At 68.7% G+C, this 12878-nt stretch carries 11 protein-coding genes; 1 reads left to right on the plus strand and 10 read right to left on the minus strand.

Annotated features, from left to right (window positions below):
- Positions 1 to 144 precede the first annotated feature (144 nt).
- From JZ791_RS32425 to JZ791_RS32465, 9 genes are all read right to left on the minus strand, one after another.
- A complete protein-coding gene (locus JZ791_RS32425) occupies positions 145 to 681 on the minus strand; it encodes a hypothetical protein (protein ID WP_216899724.1) in 537 nt (178 codons plus the stop codon).
- Complete coding sequence (locus JZ791_RS32430; protein WP_216899726.1) at positions 678 to 1250, minus strand: zinc metalloprotease; 573 nt, start codon at positions 1248 to 1250, stop codon at positions 678 to 680. Before JZ791_RS32430 ends, JZ791_RS32425 begins: the two co-directional genes overlap by 4 nt.
- Positions 1231 to 1812, minus strand: a complete 582-nt coding sequence (locus JZ791_RS32435) for a hypothetical protein (protein WP_216899728.1) — start codon at positions 1810 to 1812, stop codon at positions 1231 to 1233. The genes JZ791_RS32430 and JZ791_RS32435 overlap by 20 nt, the downstream gene beginning before the upstream one ends.
- Positions 1813 to 1896: 84 nt before the next feature.
- Positions 1897 to 3174: a hypothetical protein gene (locus JZ791_RS32440; protein WP_216899730.1), complete on the minus strand. Its 1278-nt coding sequence runs from the start codon at positions 3172 to 3174 to the stop codon at positions 1897 to 1899.
- A 1-nt stretch (position 3175) separates the two neighbouring features.
- Positions 3176 to 4225: a LacI family DNA-binding transcriptional regulator gene (locus tag JZ791_RS32445; protein ID WP_216899731.1), complete on the minus strand. Its 1050-nt coding sequence runs from the start codon at positions 4223 to 4225 to the stop codon at positions 3176 to 3178.
- On the minus strand, positions 4222 to 5625 hold the full coding sequence (locus JZ791_RS32450; protein ID WP_216899733.1) for a lyase family protein: 1404 nt from the start codon (positions 5623 to 5625) through the stop codon (positions 4222 to 4224). Before JZ791_RS32450 ends, JZ791_RS32445 begins: the two co-directional genes overlap by 4 nt.
- A 20-nt stretch (positions 5626 to 5645) precedes the next feature.
- Positions 5646 to 7418: an ABC transporter permease gene (locus tag JZ791_RS32455; RefSeq protein ID WP_216899735.1), complete on the minus strand. Its 1773-nt coding sequence runs from the start codon at positions 7416 to 7418 to the stop codon at positions 5646 to 5648.
- Positions 7415 to 8503: an ABC transporter ATP-binding protein gene (locus JZ791_RS32460; protein ID WP_254206713.1), complete on the minus strand. Its 1089-nt coding sequence runs from the start codon at positions 8501 to 8503 to the stop codon at positions 7415 to 7417. Before JZ791_RS32460 ends, JZ791_RS32455 begins: the two co-directional genes overlap by 4 nt.
- Positions 8500 to 9531, minus strand: coding sequence for an extracellular solute-binding protein (locus tag JZ791_RS32465; protein ID WP_216899737.1), 1032 nt, complete (start codon positions 9529 to 9531; stop codon positions 8500 to 8502). The genes JZ791_RS32460 and JZ791_RS32465 overlap by 4 nt, the downstream gene beginning before the upstream one ends.
- A 255-nt stretch (positions 9532 to 9786) precedes the next feature.
- Between JZ791_RS32465 and JZ791_RS32470 the strand changes: the two genes are divergently transcribed.
- On the plus strand, positions 9787 to 11529 hold the full coding sequence (locus JZ791_RS32470; protein WP_216899739.1) for an ATP-binding protein: 1743 nt from the start codon (positions 9787 to 9789) through the stop codon (positions 11527 to 11529).
- 4 nt (positions 11530 to 11533) lie between these two features.
- Here the strand turns inward: JZ791_RS32470 and JZ791_RS32475 are convergent, their stop codons facing one another.
- Positions 11534 to 12496, minus strand: a complete 963-nt coding sequence (locus JZ791_RS32475; protein WP_216899741.1) for an acyl-ACP desaturase — start codon at positions 12494 to 12496, stop codon at positions 11534 to 11536.
- Positions 12497 to 12878: the final 382 nt, after the last annotated feature.

The raw sequence follows: 12878 nt of genomic DNA on the forward strand, positions 1-12878 counted from the left end.
GCGGTTATCGGCGCCCACGATTATCTGTCGCAAGACCTCAGAGGCCGCGCCCTGCACGCAGCGATTTCCGAGCTTCGATGTCCTTTGTCACGATCGGCCGCGGCGATGTTCACACCGCTTCGCCTCGGTTCGCAGCCGACCCGCTCACGGCCCCGAAGCCATATCGGCTACCGCCTTCCCGATTCTTCCCGCCGGCCAAGGCTTCTCGACCGATTCCAGCCTTGCCGACCGCAGCATGTTCAGCGCCGAGGCCAGTTGGAGCTGCCGATCGGTCGAGTCCCACTGACCGTCGTCGACCGGCCGTGTCCGGTCGCGAACCGGGGTCCCGCGCCGCCGCGCCGCCGCGGCTGCTGTCAGTACTATCGCCTCGGCGAGCGCCCGGCCCCACTGCTGGGCCAGCTCATCGACAGCGGGGTCGTGAAACCCGGCGAGTTCTTCGCGGCCTTCGCTGATCGCGCCCAACTGTTCGACCAGGACGGTCATCGGGTCCCGCCGGCGCGGTCCGAGACGACGAGCCGCACCGGTGAGCAGACTGTCGAGCGACTCGAGACTGCGCACAGCGGCACGCGCCGCGCACCGTCGGGCCCGGCGCTCACTCCGAGCTCGCACGGCGGCCCATATCCCCGCGGTCATCGACGCATCGGTGGCGCCGTCGTGATCGCGGCCGGATCCGAACGTCATGACCGCGCACCGCCCATCGATGAGTCCAGGCCCAGCATTCCGGTGGTGCCGGGGCGCAGCGAACTGCGCTGCGGCGGCATGGAACGACTCACCAGGAGTGTCCCGAAATACTCACACGCCAGCTCCGCCCTGCTGCGGCCGCCACATCGTGTGCGCAGCATCAGGAGTCCTGCCAGAAGTTCCGGCGGCAGGTCGGGGACCTGCTCGGCCATGATCCGGACCGGTACCCGCTCGGTCGGCGCCTTCCCGTCGTCGAGCCCGAGCGCGTGGCCGAGTTCGTGACCGGCCACCAGCGTTTCGATCGGTCCGCCACCCCGGTACGACTCATCGATCGTGATCACCAGCGGCCCGGCCGCGGTGCCGAGGAGACTCCCGGTGTAGCGCGGACTCGCGGTGTAGCACAGGCGTAGCGGGGCGCCCATGATGGCGGCGGCCTGATCGAGCAACTCGCCGGCGGTCAGGAATCGTCCCTCGGGCACATCGAACAGTGCCGCCGCGGCCTCGACCCGGCGCATCGTGGGCGTATCGAGCCGGCCGTTCCAGAATCGACTACGCAGGCGGTCGAACATCGGATTCCCCAGACGACTGGTCGACGGCGATCGGCACGGAGCCGACATTGTTCAACAGCCACTGCATGACCTGGCCGCCGAGCTGCGCCAGCGCCTCGGAGCTCGGCTGCCCGGCTCGCGCACCGAACATGTACATCTCGGTGTCGCGAGCCGCATTGACGAATCCGACCTGCGCGGCGATGCGCCGGGCGTACTCACCGTCGTGATCGGCGAAAAACGCACTGCCCGTGTGGAAGAACGCGCCGAGTGTGCGCATGACATCCAGCGTGGGGTTGGTCTTGGCGCCGCTGAGCATGTCCGCCAGATACGTTTTGCTCAGCGCATACCCGGCCGCGTGCTCCGCGGCGACGGGACGGCCGTCGAATGCGATCTTCCGGCCGATCATGTCGGCCATCTCGGTGGCCGAGAACGGCTCGTTTCGCCCCGGCGGAAGTATGGTGCGCCGCGCCCAGTCGAGCCGCTCGCGAAAGGTCCCCAGGGGCGGTACCCCGGGTTGCACGGCGCCCGACTCGGCCGATGCGCCGCCACGGGATTCACCCGGGCCGGAGGGATGAGCGCTCACCGGTTGCTCCCTGTCTCGATCACGGGTCCCGAGCCGACTGGGCTCTCCGCATGGTTTCAGCAAATCCACTATAGCGGCCTACCTCTAGGAATTCAGAGCTAGATGACTAGATTCTTCGGACGCTATAGCGGACCGGCCATTCACGGTCTCAGCGTGAGACGGTTCGTGTCCGACCTGTGGTCCGGCGAATCGCCCGTACTCTCCGGTATTGTGCAGTGTTTGCAGCATGGTCAGGGCCGAGGCGAGCCGCAGATCTCGCTCGAGTTCGGCGCGCAGGTCGAGCCGCGACGCGGTGGCCGGGGCCGCGCGCGTACGGCATTCCTGGGCCGCGGCCGCCAGCCGGATCGCCTCGGCCAGTACCTGTCCCCACTGGGCCGCCGCCTCTTCGACCTGCTCGTCCCGGTATTCGGCCAACTGCTTGCGCCCCTCGGCGATGGCGCAGACCTGATATGCCAGCGCCACGGTCGGATCCCTGCGCAGCAGGCCCAGACCGCGCCGCATCCGCATCGGCGCGCCGGAACCGACAAGCTTGTGCAACATCCGGAGCTGCCGGTAGTGCATTCGCGCCGCCTGTTTTTCGCTCGCGGAGCCGAACAAGCGCTCCAGCTGAGGTTTCCACACCCGGCAACTGAATGCTATGCACCCCATGACCGCTCCCACGCCGGCGATGGAGTCGGCAGCCGGCATCCACGAAGACGCCCGAACCCCCGCCACGGCGCTCGCGCACACGGCCGCCACCGCCAGTGCGTACAGGACCGTGGCGGTCATGCCCGCCTCGAGCAACGCCAATCCCGAACCGAGCCACCGTATTCCGCCTGCGGAACTCGCAACCCGCACCCGGTGCATCCGGACCGTGGCCCATGCCCACAGTCCGCCGTACATCACCGTGAACCCGAAAATCATCGCCCACGTCGCCAGATCGTGCGCATATGCCACGAAGGACCCGACCGGCTGCTCATCCGCATGGACACCGGCGGCGAACAGCAACGTCAACAGCGCACTACCGCCGATGACCACCAGGCCGAGGGTGCTCTTGCGCGGTGTGCCCCGCACGATGGTCAGCGTCGTCGACGGCCAGGTGCTGATCCACAGGTGCATGCCGCCGCCGCACACGATGTACGCCGAGAACTGCACCAGCACAGCGAGGTTGGGCACGCCGACCGCGGCGTCGAGCCGATGGTACACATCGGGAATCTGAACGAACACCCCGAGTGCGCCCGGCAGGATCATCCCCACCATCGCCCACCGCGCCCGGTCCCACGTCCGGCTGCGAACCATGTCCGCGACCGTCGTCGCGATGACGGCCACCGCGAACAGGGTCACGAAGATGAATTCCGGCGCGATCACCAGGTAGCCGCCCATCTCACACCGCCTCCGCCAGCTCGCCGCCCGGTGCGCAGCCGCACGAACGCCTGGTCACCAGCTCGGAGGGAACGATCGCGGTGGCCGGCGCGGTACTGCGCCCGTCGAGCCGGTCGCCGAGCATCTGCGCCGCGCGGCGGCCGAATTCGAGCGGCGAGCGCCGAATGGTAGTCAGCGGCGGCTCGAACAGCTCGGCGTGGTCGATGTCGTCGAAGCTGACCACCCGCATGTCCGCCGCCCGGCCCGCGTCGTGCAGTGCCCGGTAGACACCCAGCGCGACATCGTCGCTGTGGCAGATGATCCCGTCACATCCCGGCTCGGTCGCCAGCAGCCGACGGCCGGCCTCGAGACCACCGCGCGCGGTGGTCGGCGCGGGAATCGTGAGGAGGCGCTCGGGCGCGACGCCGTGCCGTTCGGCAGCGGCTCGCAGCCCGATCAGGTGGTCGTGCTGCGCGGGCGCGTCCACGGGTCCGCCCAGATAGGCAACGGTGCGGCAGCCGTGCCGGAACAGGTGATCGGCGGCGACGTCGCCGTCCGCGATGTCATCGGTGCGAATGCACAGATCCGGCGCGTCACCGACCGAACGGGTCAGGAACAGCAACGGAATCTGCTGCACGGCAAAAGAATCGAGCGAACGTGGATCGGTATCGAAGGCCGGGACCAGCACCACGCCGGCGACGTTGCTCTCCTGGACGAAGGTGACCAGTTCGGCCTGACGATCGCGATCGTTGAGGGTATCGGCCAGCAGCGACACATAGCCCAGCTCTGTCAGGCGCTCCTCCAGCCCCACGATCACCTCCGCGAAGAACGGATTCGTCACGGTGGTGACCAGGACGCCGATGACGTTGCTCCGGGGACCGCGCAACGAGGCCGCACCGCGGTTGTAGACATAGCCCAGCTCGTCCATGGCCTGCTGGACCCGGTCCCGGGTGGCCTGCGAGACCCGTCCGGCGCCGCGCACCACCAGCGAGGCGGTCGCCCGCGAGACATCGGCCCGCTGGGCCACATCGATCAGGGTGACGCGCCGGGCACCGGGAATCTGCCCGCTCACCGCACCGACCCGCTTCCGGCCGAGGGGTGTGCGTCGGGCGGCTCGCGCCGGTCCTGGCCATCCGTGATGATCGTGCGAGCACGCCCGGCCTGCTCGCGCGCGATCACCGAGGCCAGGCCCAGGTGCGTGCTCGGTTCGAGCAGCTCGACGACGGTGGCCATATCGAGCCCCCGGGCGATCCGGGCGTCCGCGGCGAGGGTATCGGCGAAGGGCATGGACGTGGTCGCGGCGGTCTGGGCGGCGTCGTAGACGATCTCGTGCGCCGTTTGCCGCCCGAGCGTCCGTCCCAGCCGCAGCATGATCGCCTCGGAAAGGATCATGCCGCCGGACAATTCGACGTTGCGGCGCATCCGTTCGGGGTTCAGGTGCAGCCCGGCGGTGACGACCGCGACGCGGGCCAGCGATTCCGCGGTCAGCTCGCACGCCCGCTGCTGAGCCTCGAACAGGGCGGAGGACGCGTGGTCGGCCTCGTGTTCGCTCATCGCCATTTCCAGCGCCAGCGGCGAGAGTGCCCGAATCTCGGCGGTGAGGCCGATGATGTCCTGGCACAGTTGTGGATTGCGCTTGTGCGGCATGGTGGAACTGCCGACCGTGCCGAGCGGGATCGGCTCCTCGACCTCCTGGTATTCGGTCTTCATCAGCTGATAGATCTCACGCGCGAGCTTCCCGCTGGTGGCGGCGATCAATCCGAGGACGACGACGAGCTCGGCCTGATGGTCGCCGATGCTGCGGGCCGGGACGGCCATCGGCGCCAGGCCGAGCCGCCGGGCGACCCGGCGCTGCAATTCCTGGGCATGCTCGCCGAGGGCGGCCGAGGTGCCCGCCGCGCCGCCCAGCAGCGCGACGAACAGCCGCGGCGCGAGCTGGTCGAGGCGTTCGAGATGGCGTAGATATTCATCGATCCACGCGGCGCTCTTGTACCCGAACGTGATCGGCACGGCGTGCTGGCCGTGCGTGCGCCCGGCCATGATCATGTCGGCGCCGCGGTCGGTCAGCTCGGCCAGGCCGGCCAGAATCTGCAGAACCTGCCGCCGGATCAGGGTGTAGGCCCGCCGCAGCAACAGGGTGTCACCGGTCTGCGTGATGTTCTGGGTGGTGACTCCCCAGTGCACCCATCCGCCGTGCGGCCCGCCGACGGTATCGGCGAGCTCGACGACCAACGCCATGAGCGGGTGACTCGTGCGCTCTATCTCCGCCTCGACCCGGCCGACATCGAGCCGTTCGACCCGGCAGGCATCGGCGATGGCAGTACCCGCCGCTTCGGGAATCAAGCCCAGATCGGCCTGCGAAAGGGCAAGCGCCGCTTCGACATCGAGCCAGCACTGCCAACGCTCGGGTAGTTCGAACAGGGATTCCATCCCGCTCGCCGGCACCCGGCCGGAGGTGAATCGTTTCGTCATAGGCCCTTCTCGGTCGTACATCAGGTGGCCCGCATGACGTGATGGCGCGGCCCTCGCCGACCGCGCTGCAGGGCGTTGCCGGCGATGAGAACCAGCAGGATCAGGGCGACCTGCAGCGTCCCGTAGGCCGCGGCGGTGCCGAATTCGGAGGAATAGATGCGGTTGTAGATCTCGACAGACAGGGGCGGGAAGCTGGCCGGGTAGATCACCACCGACGCGACGTACTCGCCAACACCGTCGACGAAGGCGAGTAGCGCCCCGGCGATGATTCCCTTGGCTATCAACGGGATCGTCACCGTGCGCAGCACGTGCAACGGTCCGGCGCCCAGGCTGCGCGCCGCCTCCTCCAGTGCCGGATCGATGGTATCCAGGGCCGCGCTCGACGAGCGAAATACCAAGGGCACGAACCGAACCAGATAGGCCACCGGCAGGATCCACAGCGTGCCGACCAGCGACAGACCCAGGTTCGAGGGCTGGGGGTCGTTGAAGGCGTTGACCAGGTTCAGGCCGACCACCGTCCCCGGTAGCGCCCAGGGCAGCATCGTCATGATGTCGATCCCGGTGCGTCCCGGCCCGCGCCAGCGCGCCACCACGTAGGCGGCGGCGACACCGAGCAGCACCGCGCCCGCCGTGGCCAGAAGACTCATCTGCACACTGACCGACATCGGCAGTAGACTGCCCGGGTCGGTGAACAGGGTGGCGTAGTTGGCGAAAGTGTAAGTGGGCGGCAGGATCTGGGTGGTCCATGAGTTGTCCACCGAGAACGACACCAGCACGACGGTGAGAATCGGAGCCAGCAGCACCAGCGTCAGGACGGTGGCGCCGCCCGCGCTCACCCAGCGCATCGGTCCCCTGCTCACGGTGCGCTCGCGCTGGGTCCCCTTCGACAGGCTGCGGTGCAGGCTGCGACCCTGATACCACCGCATCGCCACCAGGAATCCGATCGACACCACGGCCAGCACGGTCGCCTGCGTGGCGGCGAGATCCTGATCACCGCCGGTCTGGGTCGCGACGATCTGCATCGTGAGGGTCTGCACGTTGTAGAGCTGGGGTGCGGTGAACGAGGCCATCGAGATCATGAACGTCACCAGTGCGCCGGATACCAGGGCCGGGGTGAGCATCGGCAGAATCACGGTGCGCCACACCCGGATCCGACCGGCTCCGAGGTTGTAGGCGGCCGCCTCCAGCGAGGAGTCCTGCCCGGCCAGCCCCGCGGCCACCGGCAGGTAGAAGAACGGGTACATGGTGAGCACGTGCACCAGCACCACGCCGCCGACACCGCCGACCGATACGTCCGCCGGAGCGACGCCGAACCAGTGCGACAGTGTCCGCGGGACGATGCCGGTCTTGCTGTACAGCAGGACGAACGACACCGCGCCGATCAGGGGCGGCAGGGCCATCGGGACGAGAGCGGCGACCTCGAGAATCCGGCGGCCCGGGAACTCGAACCTGCTGACCGCGACGGCCAGGCACGTGCCGATGATGCCGCACCCCAGCACCGATGCCAGGGATATTCCGACCGACAGCAGCAGAGCCGTACTCGACCCGCCGTCGAGGAAGGTTCGATAGTTCGCGGCCGCGCCCCTGCCGTGGGTGCTGGACACCGCCGTATAGGCCATCGGGACGACGACGAACAGCAGCAGCACCGCGACCACCCCGGCCGCCACGACATAGACGAACCGGTCGCCGGGGCGGACCCACCGTCGCCCGCGGCCGCCGGGTATTTCCGGCAGCTCGGCGCGCGCCGGTGAATCCGTTGCCGGCGAGGGGAATTCGGTCGTCGACAGGGTCATGGCCGCACCAGCCATGCTTGCCCGGAGGTGAGGCCGACCGCCACCCGGTCGCCGACGTCCGGTCGCCCCGGCGCATCGGGGGCCGCCACGTGCACCGTCAGCTCCGCCGCGGCAACGGTGTACATCCTGGTGGCCCCGGTGAATTCGATCGCGCTCACCCGCCCCTGTAGGAAACCCTGCTCCGGCGTGGTGAATCCGAGCGTTTCCGGCCGCAGCGACAGCGCCAGGTCCGCACCGACCTCGATCGGCTCCCAGGCCGGCCGCGGGACCGTCATCGATGCACCGCCGGGCAGCGTCACGGCGATCTCGTGATCATGCGTGTGGACGACGGTGACGCACACGACATTACTGCGGCCGATGAATCTGGCGACGAATTCCGTTGCTGGACGGTGATATACGGTCGCGGGTGTATCGATCTGGTGCACCCTGCCCCGATCCAGGACCGCGACGCGGTCACTGATCGCCAACGCCTCGGCCTGATCGTGGGTGACGTAGACCGTGGTGATGCCCGCCGAAGTCTGCACCCGGCGGATTTCGGCGCGAGTCTCCTCGCGCAGCTTGGCGTCGAGGTTCGACAGCGGCTCGTCCAGGAGCAGCACGGCCGGCGTGATGACCACTGCCCGGGCCAAGGCCACCCGCTGCTGCTGGCCGCCGGAGAGCTGGTCGATCCGGCGGTCCGCGTAACCGGCCAGGCCGACCTGGTCGAGCGCCGCGGCCACCCGCTCGGCCCGGGATCGCTTGTCCACCTTGCGCGCCCGCAGGCCGTATCCGATGTTCTCGGCCACGCTCAGATGCGGGAACAGCGCGTAGTTCTGGAACACCATGCCGGTATCCCGGCGGTTCGGCGCGGTGCCGGTGACGTCGTTGTCCCCGAACAGGATTCGACCGCTCGTCGGGGCGACGAACCCCGCGATCACCCGCAGCAGCGTGGATTTACCGCAGCCGGACGGACCGAGCAGCGTGAACAACTCGCCCGCGCCGATGGTGGTGTGCATGGTGATATCGGTCGCGGGACCGTAGGTTTTCCGGATCCGGTCCAGGGTTATCGGCAACACGGCGCCTGGCGGGAGTTTCGAGCTGATCAACTGCGGTCCTTGATGTTCTGGATCCAGTAATCGATCCACTCGTCCTCGTGACTGTTCACCGTCGCCCAATCCACCGGCATTTCACGCAGGTCGATTCCGTTCAGCCAAAGCGGGTTTCGCGGCAGCGGGACCGTCGGCAGCTGAAACGACCTGTCCGCCAGCATCTGCTGGGTCGAGGGGCGCAACAGGAATTCCAGGAAGGCGTCGGCGGCATCGCCGTGCGGTCCATTCTTTATCCGGGCGACCCCGTCGAGTTGCATCATCGCCCCCGATGCAGGCACCACCGGCGTGAAATGCGCACCCTTCGATCGTTGCACCAGGATGTCCTGCAGGTCCCAGACGCTGATCGGCGCCTCCTGCCGCTCGATGCGCAGGTACAGATCGTTGGGATTCGCAGCGTACGTCGCGGTGTTGCGATCCAGTGCCCGCAGGAACTGATAGCCCTGCCGTGGACTCCCGGTCCGGGCGTAGGAGCGGCCGATCAGCGCCGCGAAGATGCTGCGCATCGTTCCCGAGGCCGCGATATCACGAATCAGCAGCTTGCCCTTACGATCCGGCGCGACCAGGTCGTCCCAGTCCCTCGGCGCCCGCGCGGCGCCGAGCATCGCATTGTTGTAGAAGATCAGGTTGACCGTGCGCATCTCACCCAGCCACAGATCGTCCTGTCCACGAAACTGGGGAGGCACACGGTCGATGACGCCCGAGCCGGTCGGCGACAGCAATCCGGCCCGCGCGGCTTGGTCGAACGCCTGCGGCGTGCCGCCCCACCACACGTCGGCCTGGGGTCGATGCGCCTCGGCGCGCACCCGCTCGGCCAACTCGGCCGCCCCGAGCGTGAGCACCCGCACGCGGCCCTTGAACACCGGCTCCGCGGCCTCGAAGGCGGTGATGACATTCTTCGAGATCGCCGTGGGGCGCGCGGTATAAATGGTCAACGCGGTCGCCGTCGGCCCCGAGGTGAGCCCGCACGCGGCTATCAGTGATACCAGTGCCATCACCAGCGGCACGGCCCACGACCTGACCCTCATCACGTGGGTGCCCTCTCACGCGGAACATGGGATCCGTCCCCATGGTAGATCGATCTACCATCCGCAGAAGCAAACCACCGCAAACCCTCGGTGTCAATAGAAACAGCTACGTTTCGGACAATTGCCGGCCCACCCCGTGCGCTGCCGAATCCGTCTCCGTATCAACACAGTCGGACCTGGCGTCCGAGCGCGTCGGCTTCGATCCCACCCCGGGCTATCCCGTCCGCCCCGGAGCCGAATGCGAGAATGCCAGCAATGAACACACGCCCGGTCCGTCACCGCATCCTGTCGCCGCGGCGCTGGTCGCTGCGGGCACGGCTGCTGGCCGGGCAGGTGCTGCTGCTGGTCACCGTGGTCGTCGGCATCGGCGTGACCACCGAGTTCGCGCTGCAGCAATTTCTGGTGGATCAACTCGACGGGCAGGTGCACGGCGCGCAGAAGCGAGCGCTGATGACCATCGACGGCGGGCCGTTCCACGGACCGCCGCCGTTCCCCGCGGGACCGCCGCCGTTCCCACCACCGCCGGGCGCCGCGCCGGGCCCGTGGCCGCCGGCCGATGCGGGACCGCCGCCCAGGCCGCCCTATGTACCAACGGGCGCCCCGGTGGCCGGTGTGACGCGAGTCGGCGCCGCGTCACCCGCAACGCCGCCGGACACCGCGTTTCCCGGACCGGACCCGCAGGACCCGGGCGCCGGACCACCGTTCCACCAGCCGCCCCGCCGGTCGTCGGCGTCCAACGGCCCGGGGCCCGGCTTCCTGGGGCGGCCCGGCGTGCCACAGGATGAGATCGGCGCGGTCGTGAACCGCGGCATCGTCAGTGCCGCGGGAAAACTCGAGGCGGACGGCAACCGGACGCTGCTGACGGCCTCCGCGCGACGACAGCTGGCCGCGGTCCCCGCCACTGGCCGGCCCAGGACGATGCACATCGACGGCCTGGGCAGCTACCGGGTGGTCGCCGATACCAGTCGCCGGGGTCCGACCGTCGTCACCGGGCTGGCGCTGGCCTCGGTCGACGCGACGCTGATGCGGGTGCTGGCGGTGCTGCTGAGCGTGACAGCGGTCGTCCTGCTCATCGCGGTCACGGTCGGCATCACCCTGATCCGCCGGGCGCTCGCACCGCTCGACCGCGTCGCCGCCACGGCATATCAGGTGGCCGCACTGCCGTTGGATCACGGCGAAGTCGCTCTGCCCGTCCGTGTTTCGACCCAGGACGCCGATCCGCACACCGAGGTCGGCAGCCTGGGCGCGGCGGTGAATCGCATGCTGGACAACATCACCGGCGCATTGTCGGCACGGCACGCGAGCGAGACGCGGGTGCGGCAGTTCGTCGCCGACGCCAGTCACGAGCTGCGCACGCCGCTGGCCGCGATCCGTGGATATACCGAACTGGCACAACGCCGAAGCGACGAACTGTCCGAGGAGGTCGCCGACGCGGTGAGCCGGGTCGACGCCGCGGCCCTGCGGATGTCCGGTCTGGTGGAGGATCTGCTGCTGCTGGCGCGGCTGGACTCCGGTCGGCCGCTCGAGCGCGAACCGGTGGACCTGAGCCGGCTCACCGTCGACGCGGCCAGCGACGCGCATATCGCCGGGCCCGGGCATCGGTGGGATCTGGAGCTGCCCGACGAGCCGGTCACGGTCACCGGCGACGGCATCCGCCTGCATCAGGTGCTGGCCAACCTGCTGGCCAACGCCCGCGTGCACACCCCACCCGGCACCGTCGTCACGGTAGGCCTGGAACCGGATGAGGGCGGCGCGATCTGGCGGGTCACCGACACCGGCCCCGGCATCCCCGCCGAACTCCAGCCGGAGATCTTCCAGCGCTTCGCCCGCGGCGACAGCTCCCGTTCCCGGCGCGCCGGGAGCACCGGCCTGGGCCTGGCCATCGCCGACGCCGTGATCCGGGCGCACGGCGGCGTCATCCTCCTGACCAGCGTTCCCGGGCACACCGAATTCACCGTCCGTCTGCCCGGGACGACCGGTGACGCGCCACCTCTGTGAGGACCTACCGGACCTCGGCGGGCTGACGGGCCGCGCGGGCGGCCTCGCGGGCCAGCAGGCGGTCACGCTGCTCCTCGAACCTGGTGGCGTCGCGGTCCAGTTTCTCCAGGAACTCGGCGAGCTCATCCCTGGCACGTTCACCGCGCGGTCCGAAGTCCTCGCGGCCGAAGACATTCCAGATCTTCAACACCGGCTGGACGACCTCCTCCAGATGCTGGCGCAGATCATAGATGCCGTGCTTGGCCATCAGCACACCGTTGCGGCGGAAATCGGGCATGCCGTATCCGGGCATCACGAAGTTCGTGACGATCCGGGTGATCGCCTCGATCTGCTGGTCCGGGACCAGGTCCAGAGCCGCGCCGCACAGGTTGCGGTAGAAGATCATGTGCAGGTTCTCGTCGGCCGCGATGCGCTGCAGCATCCGGTCCGCGATCGGGTCGTCACAGACCTTGCCCGTATTGCGGTGCGACACACGGGTTGCCAGCTCCTGGAAGGTCACGTACGCGACGTTCAGCAGGAACCCGCCCCAGTCGTCGGGTGATTGCGCGCCGTTGGTCATGTGGATCATCCGGGCCTGTTCCAGCGCGACCGGATCCACGCCGCGGGTGACCACGAGGTAGTCGCGCATGGCGATCCCGTGCCGATTCTCCTCCGCGGTCCACCGCCCGACCCAGGTGCCCCAGGCGCCGTCCATCGAGAGGTTCTCGGCGATCTCCCGGTGGTAAGAGGGCAGATTGTCCTCGGTCAGCAGGTTCGTGACCATCGCCGCCTTGGCGAGCTCACTGAGCCTGGACTGCTCCGGATCCCAGTCCGCGCCGCCCATAGCCGCGAAGTTGCGGCCCTCGTCCCACGGCACGTAATCGTGTGGATGCCAGTCCCTGGCGATCGACAGATGCCGGTCGAGGTTCTGCGCGGCCACCGGCTCCAGTTCACCGAGTATTTCCAGCTGGGTCAGATCTCTCGCCACTGGCGGAGCCTTTCTGTCATCGAGTCGTTCACGTGTCGAGGCCACCGGTGAACCTCACCCTGGCGACCGCACCAGTAGACGATGACCTGCTTGCCGCGCACTGTGGCTAACCTGTGGCTGACCTGTGAAGGGGTCGGACGGTGACTCACGGCACAGGCGCGTGCGCGACGAGTACTATCGACCGCCTGACGACATCAGGGAGCCTTTTTATGTCGAACGCTGCCGACGGCGCCGATGCGGGCGGGCGGTCGCCGCAGCACATCGGGGTATCGAGCGGGGCCGTGAACTCCGGTGCGCCGACGGATCCCACCCCCGGGCGAAGACTCGTCGGACGCGCGCGGGAGTTCGACGCGATCACCGATCTGCTCACCCGGGCGGGGAC

This window comes from Nocardia alni (assembly GCF_019038435.1).
Classification (GTDB): domain Bacteria; phylum Actinomycetota; class Actinomycetes; order Mycobacteriales; family Mycobacteriaceae; genus Nocardia; species Nocardia alni.